General features: G+C 52.3%; 13 protein-coding genes and 1 pseudogene. 9 read left to right on the top strand and 5 right to left on the bottom strand.

The genetic code is table 11. From position 1 onward, the window contains the following. The first annotated feature begins 39 nt into the window (after positions 1 to 39). A complete protein-coding gene (locus tag VB741_RS05540) occupies positions 40 to 3,699 on the top strand; it encodes a tetratricopeptide repeat protein (protein ID WP_323364153.1) in 3,660 nt (1,219 codons plus the stop codon). Between the two features lie 173 nt (positions 3,700 to 3,872). On the opposite strand, the gene VB741_RS05545 is transcribed toward VB741_RS05540, so the two are convergent. Beyond that, positions 3,873 to 4,658, bottom strand: a complete 786-nt coding sequence (locus tag VB741_RS05545; protein WP_323364154.1) for an alpha/beta fold hydrolase — start codon at positions 4,656 to 4,658, stop codon at positions 3,873 to 3,875. 243 nt (positions 4,659 to 4,901) lie between these two features. Here VB741_RS05545 and VB741_RS05550 point away from each other — a divergent pair, with 243 nt between their 5' ends. Next, positions 4,902 to 5,507, top strand: coding sequence for a heme-binding protein (locus VB741_RS05550; RefSeq protein ID WP_323364155.1), 606 nt, complete (start codon positions 4,902 to 4,904; stop codon positions 5,505 to 5,507). A 31-nt stretch (positions 5,508 to 5,538) separates the two neighbouring features. Here VB741_RS05550 and VB741_RS05555 read toward each other — a convergent pair whose 3' ends face one another. Beyond that, on the bottom strand, positions 5,539 to 7,197 hold the full coding sequence (locus VB741_RS05555) for an ABC transporter permease (protein WP_323364156.1): 1,659 nt from the start codon (positions 7,195 to 7,197) through the stop codon (positions 5,539 to 5,541). 294 nt (positions 7,198 to 7,491) lie between these two features. Between VB741_RS05555 and VB741_RS05560 the strand changes: the two genes are divergently transcribed. The 7 genes and pseudogenes from VB741_RS05560 to VB741_RS26255 form a co-directional block, all read left to right on the top strand. Next, complete coding sequence (locus VB741_RS05560) at positions 7,492 to 8,625, top strand: saccharopine dehydrogenase NADP-binding domain-containing protein (protein ID WP_323364157.1); 1,134 nt, start codon at positions 7,492 to 7,494, stop codon at positions 8,623 to 8,625. Between the two features lie 396 nt (positions 8,626 to 9,021). Then, complete coding sequence (locus tag VB741_RS05565; RefSeq protein ID WP_442786294.1) at positions 9,022 to 9,633, top strand: Uma2 family endonuclease; 612 nt, start codon at positions 9,022 to 9,024, stop codon at positions 9,631 to 9,633. A gap of 542 nt (positions 9,634 to 10,175) precedes the next feature. Next, positions 10,176 to 11,441 (top strand): GTP cyclohydrolase II, encoded by a 1,266-nt coding sequence (locus VB741_RS05570; RefSeq protein ID WP_323364159.1) that lies wholly within the window; start codon positions 10,176 to 10,178, stop codon positions 11,439 to 11,441. Between the two features lie 9 nt (positions 11,442 to 11,450). Then, positions 11,451 to 12,686, top strand: coding sequence for a URC4/urg3 family protein (locus VB741_RS05575; protein WP_323364160.1), 1,236 nt, complete (start codon positions 11,451 to 11,453; stop codon positions 12,684 to 12,686). A gap of 95 nt (positions 12,687 to 12,781) precedes the next feature. Further along, the gene (gene upp, locus VB741_RS05580) at positions 12,782 to 13,414 is read left to right on the top strand and encodes a uracil phosphoribosyltransferase (protein ID WP_323364161.1); all 633 of its coding nucleotides are present in this window, start codon (positions 12,782 to 12,784) and stop codon (positions 13,412 to 13,414) included. An 835-nt stretch (positions 13,415 to 14,249) separates the two neighbouring features. Next, a complete protein-coding gene (locus tag VB741_RS05585) occupies positions 14,250 to 15,719 on the top strand; it encodes a CoA-acylating methylmalonate-semialdehyde dehydrogenase (protein ID WP_323364162.1) in 1,470 nt (489 codons plus the stop codon). Positions 15,720 to 15,917: 198 nt separating this feature from the next. Then, positions 15,918 to 16,064, top strand: a pseudogene (locus VB741_RS26255) (IS1 family transposase); the annotation flags it as partial. Positions 16,065 to 16,526: 462 nt separating this feature from the next. On the opposite strand, the gene VB741_RS05590 reads toward VB741_RS26255, so the two are convergent. The 3 genes from VB741_RS05590 to VB741_RS05600 all read right to left on the bottom strand — a co-directional run bounded on the left by VB741_RS05590 (position 16,527) and on the right by VB741_RS05600 (position 18,053). Continuing rightward, positions 16,527 to 16,901: a VOC family protein gene (locus VB741_RS05590; RefSeq protein WP_323364163.1), complete on the bottom strand. Its 375-nt coding sequence runs from the start codon at positions 16,899 to 16,901 to the stop codon at positions 16,527 to 16,529. Positions 16,902 to 17,076: 175 nt separating this feature from the next. After that, positions 17,077 to 17,325: a hypothetical protein gene (locus VB741_RS05595; protein WP_323364164.1), complete on the bottom strand. Its 249-nt coding sequence runs from the start codon at positions 17,323 to 17,325 to the stop codon at positions 17,077 to 17,079. 170 nt (positions 17,326 to 17,495) lie between these two features. Continuing rightward, a complete protein-coding gene (locus VB741_RS05600; protein WP_323364165.1) occupies positions 17,496 to 18,053 on the bottom strand; it encodes a hypothetical protein in 558 nt (185 codons plus the stop codon). Between the last annotated feature and the right edge of the window lie 227 nt (positions 18,054 to 18,280).

Below are 18,280 nucleotides of genomic sequence, written 5' to 3' on the forward strand. Positions count from 1 at the left end.
GGCACAATACGGTTAATTCCTGTTGTCGTTTGTATCGTTATGGTGAACAAAAAAGTCCACAAAAGATGGCAAAAGTTAGGCTGGGCTTGGGCTGCCCTGGTGATTATCCCCTTGGGGCCCGGCGCAGAGGCAACGACGGTACAAACAACACAATCTGTTACCCCACAATCTGTGGCCCCACAATCTGTGGCCCCCTTGGGGACAGGGTCTCTTATACCGATAAAGACGGCCACGGTTCCCCTCCTAGAGCCTGCTTTCCGTCAATCGCTGGCCCAAACCCCCACCAGACTGGCCCAAGCACCTGACATTATGGACGTCCCCGGGGGACCCGAACTAAATGCTGAGGGACTGACCCTTTACGAGCAGGGTCGTTTTCAGGAAGCTCTGATTATTTTTGAGCAGCTGTTGGCCCTGCGACAACAGCAATTAACCGCCGACAATCCTCTCCTGGCGGTGGCTCTGAACAATGTGGCGGAGGTCAACCGGGTATTGGGCAATTTTGACCTGGCAGAACCGATGTATTTGCAAGCCCTAGAGCTCTATGGCCGGAGTTTTCCGGAAGATCATCCAGAACTGGCCACCCCATTGAATAACCTGGGGCTAATTTACCTACAGTTGGGGCGTTATGGAGAGGCGGAACCCCTGTTCCAGCAGGTGATTGCCATTCTGGAAAAGGCCGGTGTTCCTGGCACCTTGGCCTTGACCTACAACAATTTAGGAGAACTGTATCGCAACCAGGGTCGCTACGATCTAGCAGTGGACTATTACCAGCGGTCCATTCAGCAGACGATCCAATCCAGTGGGGCGGATGCGCCGGATGTGGGGTTAGCCAGCGGAAATTTGGGCCTAGCAGAACAACAACGGGGTAACTACGCAGCGGCAGAAGAGTTGTTCCTACGGGCAATTGACATTTACCGGAATGCCTTTGGGGAGACCCATCCAAACCTGGCCCAGGCCTTGCTAAACCTGGGCAATTTATACCAGGTGCAAGGTCGCTATGAGGAGGTGGAAGACCTCTACCAAAAGGCTTTAGCGATTCAGGTGAAGGCCTATGGGGAACAACATCCAGCCGTTCTCTACACCCTGGGTAGTTTTGGTGCGCTATATCAGCTCCAGGGCCGTTATGACGAGGCGGAGGCTTATTTTCAAGATAGTCTCGCCCTGGCTCAACAGTTTTTTGGCTCAGAGTCGTTACCCATAGGCAGCTTGTTAAACCGGTTGGGGGAGCTGTATCGATTGGCAGGGCGGTTGGCAGAGGCTGAAGCCACCGGGCTGAAGGCCCTAAATTTGCAGGCCAAAACCCTGGGGGAAAATCATCCCGAATATGCCGGCACCCTCAACAACCTCGGCTTGGTCTACACGGTTCAAGGTCGCTATCGCGAGGCGGCACCGCGATTGGAGCAGGCCGTTACCATTCTAGAAAATACCTTGGGGCCAGACCATCCTAGCTTGGCGCTAGTGCTGAACAACTGGGCCGAGCTATATCGCACCCAGGGGAATTATGACGCGGCCTTGCCCCTCTATGAGCGAGCGCTAACGATTCAAATCCAGGCCCTGCAGCCGCTGCATCCTGAGCTGGCCACCACCCTCAACAATATGGCCCTGTTGGCCTACGGTGTGGGGGACTATGACCGGGCAATTGAATGGCAGACGGCGGCATTGGCGAGTTTTGAGACCAACTTTGGGGGCGAGCATCCCCACGTGGGTCTGATGCTCAACAACCTGGGGGAAGCCCATCGCATTCGCGGTGACCTACCCGAAGCTACCACCTATTTAGAAAGGGCGCTGACAGTGCAGCAAAAGGTGTTTCCCAATGGTCACCCGGAGACCGCCCTCACCCTCAATAACCTGGGGCTACTGAGCGGCAGACGGAAGCAGTATGACCAGGCAGAGGCCTATTTCCTAGAGGCATTGGCAATCATGAAAACCACCCTGGGAGAGAAACATCCTCGCCTTACCTTATTATTTGATAACTTGGCCAGACTGTATTACAGCCAAGGGCAGCCCCAGCGGTCTATGCCCTATTTAAACCAGTCTCTGGAGGTGGAGAACTATAATCTGAATCTGATGTTATCCACCGGGTCTGAAGCGGCCAAGGCTGCGTTCTTTAATACCCTGCCTCTGCTAGATAGCTATGTGTCGTTTCATCTCACGCCGGAGACGGCTACTCCTGGGGGCGAGGCCATTGCGCTCCAGGCCATTTTGCAGCGCAAGGGTCGGGTGCTGGAGGCCGTTACCGATGGCTTACAGGCCCTGCGCCAGGGATTAGAACCTGAGGATCAGGCGTTGTTGGATCAGTGGGGCGGGGTGCGATCGCAACTCGCCACCCTAGTGGTCAGCGGCATCGGTGCCCTCTCACCAGAAGAGTACCAAGCCAAAATCAATGCTCTAGAAGCCCAGTCCAGCCAGTTAGAAACCAGCCTGGGCAATCGCAGCAGCCAGTTTCGCCAGGCCTTCCAAGAGATTTCCCTGGAGAATGTTCAACGGCAAATTCCCGAAGATGGAGCCCTAGTGGAGTTTGTTGCCTACAACCCCATTGTGTTTGACCAAGAGGGGGCAGAAACCTTTGGGGAGTTGCGCTATGCGGCCTATGTGCTAAAGCCGTCAGGGGAGATTGCTTGGCGCGATTTGGGGGAGGCGGTAGCCATCGACAACACCCTGACTGAGTTTAGACAGTTATTACAAACGAGAAGTCAGCGGCTAAAGCCCGTAGCGCGGCAGTTGTATGATCAGTTGTTTGCCCCGTTGGCGCCAGAACTAGCAGGGGTAGACCATTTGTTATTGGCTCCCGATGGTCAGCTGAATCTAATTCCTTTTGCCGCATTGGTGGATGAGGATGGCGGGTATCTGTTGGAAGATTATCACATCACCTACCTCACTTCCGGGCGTGATTTGCTGCGGTTGGATGGGGCCGTTGCCAGTCGGCAGGCACCGGTGCTAATGGCGAATCCAGACTATGACAATGCCGTCCAAACAGCAGAACAAACCTTGGTGGCAACAACATCCAACCGGGGTAGCGGTGAGCGGGCGGCGGACTTGACTAGCCTGAGGTTTGGGCCATTGGCAGGGACTGCCGTGGAGGCGGAGGAGATTTCTCAGCAGTTGGCCCAGGTCACCCTACTGACGGGAGCCCAGGCAACGGAAAATAGCCTGAAGGGGGTGCAGGGACCGAGCATTCTACACATTGCTACCCATGGATTTTTCCTCAAGGATCAGGAGACCTTCGGGACCAGCCAGCCGTCTTTTCGGGGGGCAGAAGAGATAGGGACGGGTTCCTTGAGCGATCCCTTATTGCGGTCGGGGTTGGCATTGGCTGGGTTTAATCAGCGCAGCAGTGGGTCTGAGGATGGAGTACTGACGGCGTTGGAAGCGGCGAATTTGAACTTGCATGGCACCCAGCTAGTGGTGTTGTCCGCCTGTGAAACCGGGGTGGGTGAGGTCCGCAATGGCGCTGGGGTGTATGGTTTACGGCGGGCGTTTGTGATGGCCGGAGCGCAGACCCAGATTTTGAGCCTGTGGCAGGTGAATGATCTGGCGACTAAGGATTTGATGGTGGGTTATTACCAGCAGCTACAGGCAAATCGAGGCCGCAGTGAGGCCCTAAGGGAGATTCAACTGGCGATGTTGGATGGGGAATATGAACACCCATATTATTGGGCGGCGTTTATCCCTTCGGGGGATTGGACACCGATGCAATAAAACGGTCTGCTTGATATTCCCTCGGAAGTAGTCTTGAAGTCGGGTCTCAACTTAATCCGGAAAATCCTGGCTAGGTGGGGAATCAGGGGCCAGAAGCCAGTAAGGCACTGACTTCTGACTCCTGATTTCAGAATACTATCCTTGGGAAAACGTCTCGCTTTGAGTTGGTACCCCTAAACTGCCACTGCAGGCACAAACTGAGACTGTTGCAGAATCTGATAAAGACTTACCTCCGACTCCAATAGACAGATATGGCCACTATGCTTGAGGAAAGTGGTTTGGGCATGGGGAAAAATGCGCGCCAACCGCTTCACCTCATTCACCGAGGGCAGTAACCGATCGGCGGTGGACGCCACCAAAAGCACTGGTACTGTCACCTGGGCCAAGCGGACCGGACTGATTTGAAACTCTCTTAACAACGTCATCCGCCAAGCCGTTGTCTTTGGAGTCACCCGTTGCATCGACTGCAGCAGCGCCTGACGATTGGGCGTAGATATGCGGTCTAGGGCGGTTAAAAAGGGCAGTAGCCCCAGGGCGGCAAATGGGTATGTGATGCTCGGCACCCACTGGACTAGGGGCACCAAGCCCTGCCAAGGCTGACGGTTAAAGGACGAGGCTGGATTGATCAAAATCAATCGCTCAAATAGGTCTGGGCGATCGCCCATGACCTTCAGGGCCAAACAAGCGCCAAAGGACTCCCCACAGAGGTAAATCGGTCGCTGGGGCTGGGCCTGTTGTTCGATGGCAACTAATTCCACCAGACGTTTTACCAACCCCACCCAGTCCGTTGTGTCATCCTCTGGAATGCAAAAACAACGGGCATCGAAGGCGATGGCTAGTTCGGCCGTCTGACTTTGCAACGACAAATCACTGCCGTCCATACCCGGCAAAAAAATTAGCAGGGGAGCGCCGTTCTTGGCTTGGCTCCTAGCGGTCAGATGGATCCGGTGTGGTCGCATTGGCACCCTAGGTCAAGCCCTCCTCAAGTACTGTTCAAATTTGGCGTGGCTGATTCTCCCGCCTGCTTACTATGGTAGTGCGATCGCAAGTCCCAGGTCACTCTCAGGTCACTGTGAAATCCCTCTGAAATTACGGTGGGGTCACCGACCGGGAGGGTAATCCGGCAAGGGAGACCCAGCTGGGATTGAGTACCATACTAAAGGGGCCGTGAGGGCTGGTCAGTTCAATAATCGCTAAAGGTGATGAAACTAAGTCAGGCACTACTAATCGTTGGGGTAATCGTTGGTTTAGGGGCGCTGCTGACCTGGGGCTACCGGGCAGCCTCAGCACCCTTGCCGGAGGGGTTTCCGCCACCGACTGCCAAGGGAGAGATTGAACTAAAGCAGTATCCGGCCTATCGGGCGGCGACGGTGCAGGTGCGGGGCGACCTAGCCCAAGCCCCATCCCGTGGGTTTTCCCCCTTGTTTCGCCACATTAGCGACAATAATATTTCGATGACAGCTCCGGTGGAGACCCGGTACCCAGCGGCAACCCTACAGACGGGAGCGATCTCCGAGGGAGATGCGGCGGTTTCGTTTTTGTATCGCAATTTAGAGGTGGTGCCCCAGGCAGTGGCCCAAAATGTGCAGGTGGAGGATATGCCATCCATGGTGGTGGTCAGTGTCGGCATGCGGGGGGGCTATGGTTATGGGGTATATACGCGGGGAGTGCAGCAGCTCCAGGGGTGGTTGGCGGCCCATCCGGAGTATGGGGTGGCGGGACCCCCGCGACGGTTTTTCTATGATGGGCCGTTTATTCCCAATGGGTTAAAGCGCAGTGATATTCAGATTCCGGTAAAACGCAACTAGCGGTCTTTAATCGGAACGACCTGCCCCTGGCCTATCGCTCTCGGGCAATGCGCCAGCTCAATAAAATCACCGGCAACAATCCCACTAATAAAATCATCAGGGCAGGGGCCGATGCCTCCACCAGCCGTTCATCCGAGGCATATTGATACACCCTGATGGCCAGGGTATCAAAGTTAAATGGTCGCATCACCAGGGTGGCGGGGAGTTCTTTCATCACATCCACAAACACCAGCATGACCGCCGTGAGTAAACTGCTGGCCATGAGGGGGGTGTGGATTTTAACCAGGGTCTGGGTGGGAGAACAGCCTAGGCTACGGGCGGCATCGTCGATGGTGGGGCGGATTTTGCTCAAGCCCGATTCCACGGTGCCCAAGGCCACCGCCAGAAACCTGACTAAATAGGCAAAGATTAACGCCGTAATCGTCCCACTGAGAATGAGTCCTACATTGTTGCCGGTGGTGGCCTCAATCCAGGCCGATAGGCCTTTATCAAGTTTGACCACCGGAATTAAAATGCCGACGGCAATCACCGCACCGGGTACGGCATAGCCCATGGAGGCCAGGCGCACCCCTAGGTTCACAGCCCGTTGTTTACTTAATCGGGCCCCATAGCCCAGCACCAGGGCCACCACGACGGCAATGGCAGCGGTTAATCCAGCCAGGATTAGACTGTGCTGGGCGAGTTCTAAAAATCGGTTGTCTAGGGTTTCGTCTAGATGGGTGAGGGTCATGTGGGCTAGCAACCCACCGGGTAGCAGCAGCCCCAGGCCAATGGGGAGGGCACAGGCCACACAGGCCACCTGGGCCCGAATGCCGCTTAACCGATAGGCCTGGGGCCTCTGGATACTGTTTTTAGCCTGGTAATATTTGGCCTGCCGTCGGGACCACCGTTCTAGGACAATCAGGACCAAAATAAAGCTCATCAGCATGGCGGATAGCTGGGCGGCGGCGACTTGGGCCCCCATGCCAAACCAGGTGCGATAAATACCGGTGGTGAAGGTGCTGACGCCAAAGTAGTCCACGGTGCCAAAGTCGCTGAGGGTTTCCATCAAGGCTAGGGATAGCCCTGCGATAATGGCCGGTCGGGCTAGGGGGAGGGCCACCCGGAAAAAGCTACGCCAGGGGCCACACCCTAGGGAACGGCTGGCTTCTAGGGTGCATACTGACTGTTCTAAAAAGGCTACTCGAGCCAGCATGTAGACATAGGGATACAAGGTGAGGCTAAACATGGCAATGGCTCCACCCACCGAGCGCACTTCGGGGAACCAATAGTCGGAGGTGGATTGCCAGCCAAATAGCGATCGCAACCCCAGCTGCACCGGCCCATAGTAATCCAGCCAGTCCGTATAGGTGTAGGCCAACAAATAGGCCGGTGCGGCCAACGGTAGCAGCAACGCCCACTCAAATAGATGACTGCCCGGAAAGCGACACATGGTCACCAGCCAGGCGGTACTAATGCCCAACACCAGCACCCCCACCCCTACCCCCACCATTAAAATCAGCGAATGGGTAATGTATTGGAAGAGCACCGTTGATGCTAAGTGGCTAAATACGCCCTCACTGGGGGATAACACACTGCTCAACACCACTAAAATTGGGGATGCCACCAGCACAGCAATCAGCCACACTGCTAGGGTCCAACCGTTGATCCGGGGCAGATGGGCGATGGTACGGGGCATGTTAGTGGTCATGGGCAATGGGGGTTATCGGGTTGAAGGGCGGGTTTGAAGGACGGGTTGAATGGATTTGGGCCGTTGCTGATCCGAATCAGTATCCGAATCAGTAACAGTAATGGTTTGGCGTTGCTGATTCGAACTATGATTTCATCTGCAAGGTCTGGGCTGAGGGTAATGCTTTCAGATGGGTTCATCCCCGCAATCGGCAACGGCACTAATTTATTGTCAGCCATAGCTGACCGTTGCATCAACTAGAGCAGTTTTTCTTTCTCTTTTGCCTCCTCTTTTACTCCCTGTTTTGTCCTAAGCATGACCTCAAACGTTCTTATCATTGGCGGCAGTGGCCGCATCGGTCGTAGCGTAGCGAACGACTTGCTGCGCCACACCGAGGTGACCATGACCCTCACCGGTAGGCGATCCAAGCCAGCATTTGAGTTGCAGTCGCGGCAGCGGTATCAACGCCTGCCATTGGTGGACCAGGCTAAAGTGAGAGATGCGATCGCACAGCACGATCTAGTCATCCACTGCGCCGGACCGTTTCGCTCTAGGGACTTTAACATCCTGGCCCAGTGCATCGAACAAAAAAAAACCTACATTGATGTTGCCGATAGCCCCGACTATGTCCGTGAAGCCTTAGCCTTTAACACCGTAGCCCAAGCCGCAGGCGTAACCTGCATCGTCAGCACCGGAGTATTTCCAGGTATTTCCAACAGCATGGTGCGCCAGGGCATCGAGCAGTTAGACCAAGCCCACCATGTCCACCTGAGCTATTTAGTGGCAGGCTCCGGTGGAGCCGGGATAACGGTTATGCGTACCACCTTTACGGAACTGCAAACCCCCTTTGAAGCCAAGGTCAATGGCCAAACCATAATGATTAAGCCCTACAGCGAACGGGAAATCCTCTCTTTTCCAGAGCCCTACAACAAAGGAGCTGGCCTGTACTGGTTCAATACCGTTGAAGCGTTCACCTTAATCAAGTCATTCCCCCAACTGAACAGCGTCATCACCAAATTTGGCTCCCTCCCCGACGCCTACAACCACCTCACCGGTCTGATGACGTTTTTACCCTCCAGCTGGCTTCAGCAACCCACCACAATCGAGTTTCTCTCCCAGGTGAGCTATGCCATGACCCAGGTAACCGATCGCTTTAGCGGCACCGGCATTGCCATGCGCCTAGCCATTCAGGGCTATCACCAGGACCAAGCCGTCACCTATTTAGCCACCGCCACCCACCCGGATACAGCAGAGGCGGCTGGCTACGGCACCGGTAGTGTCGCCCAGTTGTTATTGACTGGGCAAATTACTCAACCAGGGGTACGGCCAGTGGAACAAGTACTGCCAACAACTCTCTTTGAAAAGACACTGGCAGAACGGGGATTAACCATTGAGCGAGCCATACATCCAGAGAGCCTACATCCAGAGAGCCTACATCCAGATAAGTAGGGGATGCCAATTATGCCTACTGCTTTCACCACCGCCAGATCTTCGCCAGCTTGACGAAGTCCAATCATGAGCCATGGACTAATGGGCAATGGACTCGTTGAGGCAAAATCATACCGGAAGTCAGCAATGGCAAAGAATCTAAACCACGTCCAAGTTGAAACCTGGAGGTTTCCCACGAAAAAAACTACAGTTCTGGACGTGGACAAAGTTTAATACAATTGGAGAAAGCTCTATTTGGGTACCAACTCAAAGCGGGACGTTTTCCCAAGGATAGTATTCAGAAGTCAGAAGTCAGGAATCAGGGCCTCACTGGCTTCTGGCTCCTGGTTCCTCACCTAGCCAGGATTTTCCGATTTAAGTTGATACCCCTCTATTTGGCCTGGAACTCAAGATGTCATGACTAGCATGCAGATCAAATCTGATCTAACGCCTCTGACCGTGGACTTATCATCGCTGATGTCCCAAGCCAAGATGACAGATGAGCAGTTCTATGGATTTTGCCGGTCAAATCGAGATTTGCGTATTGAGCGGACAGCGACCGGTGAAGTAATCGTTATGCCTCCAGCATTTTCAGATACTGGCAATCGGAACCTTAAAATTGCCCAGCAGGTGGCAAATTGGTCCGATCAAAATGGTACAGGTGAGGTGTTTGACTCCAGTTCAGGGTTTACCCTACCCAATGGTGCAACTAGATCGCCCGATGTTGCCTGGGTAAAACTGGAGCGATGGAATGCACTGTCGCAAGAGCAGCAGGCATCGTTTGCGCCAATTTGTCCTGACTTTGTTGTGGAGTTACGTTCTGCCAGCGATGCCATTACAACATTACAGGAGAAGATGGAGGAATACATCGACAACGGCGCAGCATTAGGACTACTGGTTAACCGCAAGAGTCGTACTGTACATATCTATCGTCCTGGTCAGTCACCTGAAATTTTGACAGATCCTGATAGCGTTAACTGCGATCCTGAATTACCAGGCTTTTCACTTCAGATGGCTAAGGTTTGGTAAACCATATTGTTAGTTCAATGTAGTACACTTGTGCCGACTATCCTTTCGTCTCTCCAAACAGCATTTAACCCACGGTTTTTCTAAAAGAAGGTCCTGTTTTTCGTGGCAATAGACACCTACTATTAAAGGCTATGAACTAGTTGTTATGGGCGTACGGCTTGAAGATTTTTCGGGACGTACCGTTTATCCCTGTCACAGCCTGGCTTATGAAGATCAAGGCATGATGGGAATGGTCGAAATCTCTTAAAGAAATGAGTGATCGGCCAGGATCGATTCCCTATGGGAAGCATTAAAATTTTTTATGAAGAGACTGTTGTATACAATGGGTCACCTAGGGTTTATGGGCGCTTTCGACCTTCTATTGACCTCAGTCAATTTTGTCTAAGTTCAGAACAATGACTTTTCTTCTAGAGAAATTACTTAGGTGAAACTTGCAAGCACATCTTAATAAACAGTTATTCAAATAAGACTGCTATCTCCATTACAGTCAAGGCCCCTAAAAATAGGGTAATTTAAGGATTCGTTGACAAACGGGTTCTACCATGGCAACAGCACAACCACCTCGACATAAGCACATTGTTTTAACCTCTCACCCAGGTAACTTTGGTCAAGATGCCATCGCAATCAAGTGGGGGGAGACTGACCCCAATGAACGGGGACCCATCATTGCCACCCTATGGAACCGCGCCCATCGCAATGTGATTGGCACCCATTCCGGGGGCTATGCGGTGTATCGAGCGTTGGCCATTGCCAGTGGTAGTCTGGAGCGCGATCACCGGGCTGATCTGACCAATACTGCACCGACGGTGTCCATTGGCCCCCATCCTAGCTGGACAGAGCCGGACAAAATTATTTCCTTGGACCCATTTGGGGCATTGGATAATGGGCTGTTTGCCGACTTGCAAGCAGAGGGTTACGACATTCGTCCCTCCATTGCCATTACTAAAGCCCACATCAATATTCCAGAACTCCAAGATGGGGTTAATCAAGGACGCATCAAGGTGGATGGCAAAATCCTCAAGGCGGGGGGAGAATTAGTAGCTACTAAAGCCGCCATCGAGCCCGTGTGGCATCTGCCGGGGATTGCGAAGCGGTTTGATGTCAAGGAAAGTGACCTCCGTCGCACGCTGTTTGAGCAAACTGGAGGCATGTTTCCAGAGCTGGTCACTCGCCCCGATCTGCAGGTGTTCTTGCCCCCCATTGGTGGCCACACGGTCTACATTCTGGGGGATGTTGAGGCCATTACGGATCCGGACCGTCCTTTGTCCGTTAGGATTCACGATGAGTGTAATGGCTCTGATGTGTTTGGCTCTGACATTTGTACCTGTCGGCCCTATTTAGTCCATGGCATTGAGGTGGCGCTGGCAACGGCCCAGGCCGGTGGTGCTGGGGTGATTATTTATTCTCGTAAAGAGGGGCGTGCCCTGGGGGAGGTGACTAAGTTTTTGGTGTATAACGCCCGCAAACGCCAGGTAGGGGGTGATCGCGCCGATACTTACTTTACCCGGACTGAATGTGTGGCCGGGGTGCAGGATATGCGGTTTCAGGAGCTGATGCCAGATGTGATGCACTGGCTGGGGATGACGCGCATCGACCAGTTTGTGTCCATGAGTAATCTGAAATATGACGCGGTTACCCAGTCGGGGATTGAAATCGTGGAGCGGATCTCCATCCCCGAGGAGTTAATTCCAGCGGATGCCCAGGTGGAAATGAAGGCAAAGAAGGCAGCGGGATACTATACCGAAGGCGAGGTGCCGGATGAGGCGGCATTGACCCAAACGGTTGGTCGACAATATGACGATGTCTGAGGATCGGTCATGACACCAGCAGAACAGGCGGCCATTGCCTATTTACGACAGCCCCAGGCAATTCGCGATCGCACCCACCAACTGTTTCAACTGTGCCAAGCTAATAAGTTAGAGCATTTCACCTGCAATCTCGACCGCTTAGATCCGGTGGCGGAGTATGTGGTCGAAACCACTCAGCAGCTGTATCCCGACTTTGATGTTCCCTTCCACAGTCGTTGGCGGCACTTTGGCCCAGCGCGATTGAGCCCTCCCTTAAGCCCCCGTGGGAATGAGGGACAGCCAGCGGTTGATCAAGCGTCTGCCAAAGCCCAACTCGACCTTGCCATGGTCAGTGTCCTCTTAGATGCTGGAGCCGGGAGCCAGTGGCGCTATCAGGACTGTGGCACCCATGAGGTCTTGGCCCGTTCCGAAGGGTTGGCCGTTGCTAGTTTGCGGGCCTTTGAGCGAGGTTTCTTTTCGTCGGATACTGTATCGCTGCATCAGGTCGATGCCCCTGGCATCCAACAACTGGCCATAGGCGATCTGGTGCAAGTTTTCCAGGTTAGGGATGACAATCCGATTGTGGGTCTATCCGGTCGACTCACGCTGTTGCATCAGCTCGGTGCTGCCCTGGCCAGTCAGCCAGAGCGCTTTGGCTCCGGTGCTGCCCGCCCCGGCAATCTATTGGACTATTTAATCCAGCGCTATGGCTACACCGTGGATGCGGGCCATCTGCTGACGGAGGTCCTAGAAAGCCTTAGCTCTATCTGGCCCGGTCGCGCCACCCTGGGTGGGACGAATCTGGGCGATGTTTGGTCCCATCCAGGGCTGACGGAAACAGGGCCAGGGACAAATCTGGTGCCATTTCACAAGCTTTCCCAATGGTTAACCTATTCCTTGGTGGAACCGTTAGCCGTCGCTGGGGTGACGGTGACAAATCTCAATGCTCTCACTGGATTGGCGGAATATCGCAACGGTGGTCTATGTGTGGATTTAGGCTTGCTGGTTCCCAAACATCCTGGGGTGACCAGTCAGTCGCATCTACCGGGTTCCCCTGTGATTGTGGAATGGCGAGCCTTAACGTTGACCATGTTGGACATGATTGGAGCCCGGGTCCAACAGTTGCTCAACAAATCCCCTGAAGAACTTCCTTTGATCAAAGTATTGGAAGGAGGTACCTGGGCCGCCGGGCGACGCATTGCTAAACAGCTAAGACCCTCGGGGGTGCCACCCATTGCAATTGAAAGTGATGGCACGGTGTTTTAGACGTCTTCTGCTTGATAACTTTTCCTTTGGTAAGCCGTGCCCAGCCTGCGGTATTCTCCCCATTCTCTTTTTTGACCCTTCAAGGTTTCATCTACATGGATAAACTAGTAACCCGCATTGACCATCCCTTGGTGCAGCATAAGCTCACCCTGATGCGTCAAAAAGAGACGAGTACCGCTAAATTTCGACAGCTATTAGAAGAGATTAGTCTGTTGTTGGCCTATGAGGTGACCCGGGAGCTGCCCATGGCAATGGTGCCCATTGAAACGCCCTTTGCAGCTACAACATCGCCCATGTTAGCGGGCAAAAAGCTGGTGTTGATTTCCATTATGCGGGCGGGCCAGGGGATTTTAGACGGGATGCTAAAGCTAATTCCCTCGGCTCGGGTGGGGCACATTGGCCTTTACCGCGATCCTCGGATGCTGATGCCGGTGGAATATTACTTTAGGGTACCTGATGATGTCAGTGAGCGGGATATGCTGATTGTGGACCCGATGATGGCTACGGGCAATACTGCGATCGCAGCCGTCCATCGCCTCAAAGAAACCCGTCCCCAGTCCATTAAGTTTGTCTGTCTCTTGGCAGCCCCAGAAGGCATTAAAGCATTTCACGAAGAACATCCCGATGTGCCTGTATTTACTGCCGCCATTGACGACAAACTCGACGAACACGGCTACATTTTGCCAGGTTTAGGAGATGCCGGAGATCGGATGTTTGGCACTCAATAAAGCTAATAAATCCCCTCCTGGGCGGGATGCCCAACGGGCGGGGTGGGTCTCCCCTCCTGGGAGGGGTGCCGAAGGCGGGGTGGGTCTCCCCTCCTGGGAGGGGTGCCGAAGGCGGGGTGGGTCTCCCCTCCTGGGAGGGGTGCCGAAGGCGGGGTGGGTTAACCGTTAGCGCTATCTGTCGAGAACCCACCCCGTTGCCCCTCCCAGGAGGGGAAAGTTGTTGGTAGCTTGTTCAGTGTTGTATTTGACCTTTAACTGATAGGAAGTGACTATCATGAAACAACTGAGAAGTTATATTGCTGGTGAGTGGGTCTCCCCTCCTGGGAGGGGTGCCGAAGGCGGGGTGGGTTCCCCTCCTGGGAGGGGTGCCGAAGGCGGGGTGGGTTCCCCTCCTGGGAGGGGTGCCGAAGGCGGGGTGGGTTCCCCTCCTGGGAGGGGTGCCGAAGGCGGGGTGGGTTAACCGTTGGCACTATCTGTCGAGGACCCACCCCGTTGCCCCTCCCAGGAGGGGAAAGGTGTTGGTTGGCTTGTTCAGTGTTGTATTCGCCCTTTAACTGCTAGAAAATAACTATCATGAAACAACTGAGAAGTTATATTGCTGGTGAGTGGGTCTCCCCTCCTGGGAGGGTTGCCGAAGGCGGGGTGGGTTCCCCTCCTGGGAAGGGTGCCGAAGACGGGGTGGTTCCCCTCCTGGGAGGGGTGCCGAAGGCGGGGTGGGTTAACCGTTGGCACTATCTGTCGAGAACCCACCCCGCCGCCCCTCCCAGGAGGGGAAAGGTGTTGGTTGGTCTGTTCAGTGTTGTATTTGACCTTTAACTGCTAGGAAATAACTATCATGAAACAACTGAGAAATTATATTGCTGGTGAGTGGCACCTCTCCAAAACCACCGATTATCTCGATGTCATTAACCCCGCTACCAACGATGTTCTGGCAGAAGTTCCCCTATCCTTAGCTAGTGACCTGGATCAAGCTGTTACCATGGCCAGTGAGGCCTTTACTGCCTGGCGACGGGTTCCTCCCACCGAGCGCATTCAATATCTCTTTAAACTCAAAACTCTTCTAGAAGAACACCGGGATGAGATTGCCAAAACTATCACCGTAGAATGTGGCAAAACCTTAAAAGAATCCGAGGGAGAATTGCAACGGGCGATTGAAAATGTGGAAGTTGCCTGTGGTATTCCCATCCTGATGCAGGGGGTAAACTCAGAAGACATTGCCCAGGGCATTGATGAAATCATGATTCGTCAGCCCTTAGGTGTAGTTGGCATTATTGCCCCCTTTAACTTTCCGGCGATGATTCCCTTTTGGTTTTTTCCCTACGCCATTGCCTGTGGCAACACCTGCATCATCAAGCCATCGGAGAAAGTGCCCCAAACGATGCAACGGATTACAGAGCTGATTCACCAAACGGGATTACCGGCTGGGGTGGTGAACCTGGTGCATGGCAGTAAGACCGTTGTGGATGCCCTGCTGGATCATCCAACGGTTAAGGCCATTAGCTTTGTGGGGTCTAGTCCGGTGGCGCGCTATATCTACAGCCGAGCAGCGGAGACTGGCAAACGGGTGCAGTGCCAGGGGGGAGCAAAAAATCCGGTGGTGATTTTGCCCGATGCCGATCTGGAGATGACGACTCGGATTGTGGCGGATAGTGCCTTTGGTTGTGCTGGTCAGCGATGTTTGGCAGCGTCCCTGGCGATTACAGTGGGTTCGGTTAAGGCTGATTTTACCGATGCCATGGTGTCCGCCGCCCAGCAGCGAGTGGTGGGCAATGGTCTGGATGATGGGGTACAGATGGGGGCGGTGATTAATCAGGGGAGTTGCGATCGCATCCAAACCCTAATCCAAAAAGGTATTGACGAAGGCGGCAACCTGCTAGTCGATGGTCGCGATCCCCAAATCCCCGGCCATGAACAAGGCAACTTTATCCGCCCCACCCTGCTACAGGACATTCCCCTCCAAGGAGATGTGGCAACGACTGAAATCTTTGGCCCGGTATTGGGCCTACTCCATGCCAATACCCTGGATGACGCCATTACCCTGGTAAACCAAAGCCGCTGGGGTAATATGGCCTGCCTCTTTACCAACTCAGGAGCGGCCGCTCGCAAGTTTCGCTACGAAGCCGCCGCAGGCAATATCGGCATCAACATTGGCGTCGCCGCACCCATGGCGTTCTTTCCCTTTAGCGGTTGGAAAGAGAGCTTTTATGGAGACCTCCACGGTCAAAGTCAGCATGCTGTCGAATTCTTTACCCAAACAAAAGTTGTCGTCGAACGCTGGCCCAAAGAATGGTCAAGACAGTTTTAAGCGCAACCCATGAAGTTGTTATGATTACCCTAGCTAAAACCATGGGCTTAATTTTTAACAACTCCTAAGTATTAGGCCAGACAAGCTATCAGCTGTTGCCGGATATCATCAGCCTTAAGGTGCCGCTCAATAAACACAACCTGGTTTCGAGGAGGGTGCGCCATTCTTCCCCTCAAATACCACGAATGTGACTGATAGTTCATTGAACAACCCAGTAAAAAAGTGATTGACCAAGCCAGTCGGTAACTTATCGACCGCTTGCTTTTAGAACGCCTCTCTCTAGCGGGCATTGCCTGTGTGACCCAGGTCTCTGAGCAATGATTACAAACCTACGTCAACGAGAAATAGGCTCAGATGTCCCGGCAAGTGCTGGTGACACCCAAAAAAAGGGAGGCTTTAGCAACCCATTACTCCCGTATAAGAATTAAGGGAATCACAAACAAGAAACAAGCAAAAAGGAAAAATAAACTACCTAAGAGACTTAATATATCTCCCAATCTAATACTTGCCGCCACAAAAAAGCTCGCCGACAGGATGAATAAAGCCCATCCCCAAAGCTGAAACTTCAGTTCGGTCTTCTGAACGCGATTACTATGTCGTGACATTTAGAGATGATCCCCAAAACTACTCATACCCTTCCGTAGACCTTTCACTACTCGTCTAGATTTCTGCGTATCATAATGCAGCTTTCTAAGAGCAATGGTAGGAATAAAAATTCTATCAGATTTATGAGGGTAAGGATGCAGATTTAGCCAGGGCACCGCCTACCAGTGGGGAGGTAGCGTTTTTGCAACGATTCACTTATCTTCAGTCCGACAATGGTTGACTCAGAGCAATACAGTTGCCTTCACTATCTTCAAACTCCGCCACCCAGCCAAGCTCACCAATGGCTGTTTTTGGATACAACACTTTTCCGCCTGCAGCTACCGCATTAGCAAGCGTTTCATCTATGTTGTCAGTATCAAAGTAAACTCGAACTCCTTGTGTGCCTGGAACATAGCTATCCCCTTTAGCTAAAGCACCAGACGCACCAGATGCTCCCTCCAACGAGGGAAAGTTAGCCATTTGGTTGCCGTCAACGTCAACACGCTCGAACTGGCAACCAAAAACCGCGCTGTAGAAAGCGATCGCACGATCTAGGTCATTGACCGGAATCTCAAAATAGTAAACGGTTGGGCGCATAATATCTGACTTTATAAGGGCACCTCGATTAATTCAATTTTGTCGCAAAAAGACTCATTATATGCGTTGCGAAATGCGATCGCACCTAAATTTAATCAAGCCGCATTGGAACCTAAAGACCAAACAGTAACGTGTCTGCATTCTACCTCATGGGCAATAAATTATCATCTGATAGCTAACTTCCTTCGCGTTGAGCGATCATCTCTAACCTCTGTCCATGAAATACATTCAAAATCTCTATGAGCTTAGGTCGGCCCATCAGCTCGTATGCTGCTTGCATGAGATCGCGAGCTTGGTTCGTTCTAGCTCGATTTTCTTCTTTGCTTTGTTTATCCCAGTACCACAGGCAACGCCCTTCCTCTAACATTGCAACTGCTTGTTGGCTTTGCTCTGCACTTAGATGAGCAGCAGGGATAATACTCAAGCCAGTTTTAGACTCAATTCCAACGGGTCTACCATCATGAAGATTGAATCCATTGTCGGCAATGAATTGCTTATATCAAGTTGTCGAGAAGGCCCACAATATCTATTTCTGCACAATCTTAAAATCACAAGGTATGCAGCTTATTTTCTCTGGTCATATATTGTGGCTATTCAATCTGACTTGATATTAAACCGTGGTTTCCACAATTGAGCACATTCTAGATATTCACGATAGGTTTCAGCATCGAAATCTCTTGCTATCCATGCTTCACAATCTTCTATAGCATCATCAAACCTAGCATTAATCATATCTAAAATACTGTCATAGATAACCATGGATGATGGATCGGCATTGTAAAAGTAACCCACTCCGCGAAACCCTAAAGCTGGGTCATCCAGTAATAGCCCCCAATGTTGACCTGCCGTATCAGTGGTAAAACAAGTGAGGAACTCTGGGAGATCCATGTAATATTGATCGTAAACCAACCAATAGAACTCTGTGTGTGCATGTTCAGGTCTGGTAAAACTACCTTGAGCAAGGTCTAACAAGCACTGAAGTGGACCAGTCGGGTATAAATTTAAAAGAGAACTCCAAAAATCTTCTTGTTCATCGGTTGATAGCGACAAGATAAAATCACCTAATGCAAAAAAAGAATCGGGAAATTCAATCTCATTAAGCCTATATATTTCCTGTAGTTGTTCTTGATAAAGTTCTTTTAGCTGACTCATGATATCTCCAAACATTGAGACGCTAACTCTTTAAGCGTTTCTAGTCACCATAACAATTAGTAGGTAGAAATGTTCCGCCTATCTACCCAAATTTGGAGTGACTGGACAGTGCGAAGTTCATCTCTAACTGGTGAAAGTCTCTAAAAAAGAACATCCCAGTACCCAAACGGTCTGGAATGTCCGAAACTGGCTGAAACCATTACAATCAGCCAGTTCCATTATGGAGT

This window comes from Leptothoe sp. PORK10 BA2 (assembly GCF_034932105.1).
GTDB lineage: Bacteria > Cyanobacteriota > Cyanobacteriia > Phormidesmidales > Phormidesmidaceae > Leptothoe.

Excerpts from the sequence above, each read along its gene's own strand:
- upp (WP_323364161.1), top strand. The coding sequence starts at position 12,782 with ATGGATAAACTAGTAACCCGCATTGACCATCCCTTGGTGCAGCATAAG.
- VB741_RS05545 (WP_323364154.1), bottom strand. The coding sequence starts at position 4,658 with ATGCGACCACACCGGATCCATCTGACCGCTAGGAGCCAAGCCAAGAAC.
- VB741_RS05600 (WP_323364165.1), bottom strand. The coding sequence starts at position 18,053 with ATGAGTCAGCTAAAAGAACTTTATCAAGAACAACTACAGGAAATATAT.
- VB741_RS05575 (WP_323364160.1), top strand. The coding sequence starts at position 11,451 with ATGACACCAGCAGAACAGGCGGCCATTGCCTATTTACGACAGCCCCAG.
- VB741_RS05565 (WP_442786294.1), top strand. The coding sequence starts at position 9,022 with ATGACTAGCATGCAGATCAAATCTGATCTAACGCCTCTGACCGTGGAC.
- VB741_RS05585 (WP_323364162.1), top strand. The coding sequence starts at position 14,250 with ATGAAACAACTGAGAAATTATATTGCTGGTGAGTGGCACCTCTCCAAA.
- VB741_RS05570 (WP_323364159.1), top strand. The coding sequence starts at position 10,176 with ATGGCAACAGCACAACCACCTCGACATAAGCACATTGTTTTAACCTCT.
- VB741_RS05560 (WP_323364157.1), top strand. The coding sequence starts at position 7,492 with ATGACCTCAAACGTTCTTATCATTGGCGGCAGTGGCCGCATCGGTCGT.
- VB741_RS05555 (WP_323364156.1), bottom strand. The coding sequence starts at position 7,197 with ATGACCACTAACATGCCCCGTACCATCGCCCATCTGCCCCGGATCAAC.
- VB741_RS05540 (WP_323364153.1), top strand. The coding sequence starts at position 40 with ATGGTGAACAAAAAAGTCCACAAAAGATGGCAAAAGTTAGGCTGGGCT.
- VB741_RS05550 (WP_323364155.1), top strand. The coding sequence starts at position 4,902 with ATGAAACTAAGTCAGGCACTACTAATCGTTGGGGTAATCGTTGGTTTA.
- VB741_RS05590 (WP_323364163.1), bottom strand. The coding sequence starts at position 16,901 with ATGCGCCCAACCGTTTACTATTTTGAGATTCCGGTCAATGACCTAGAT.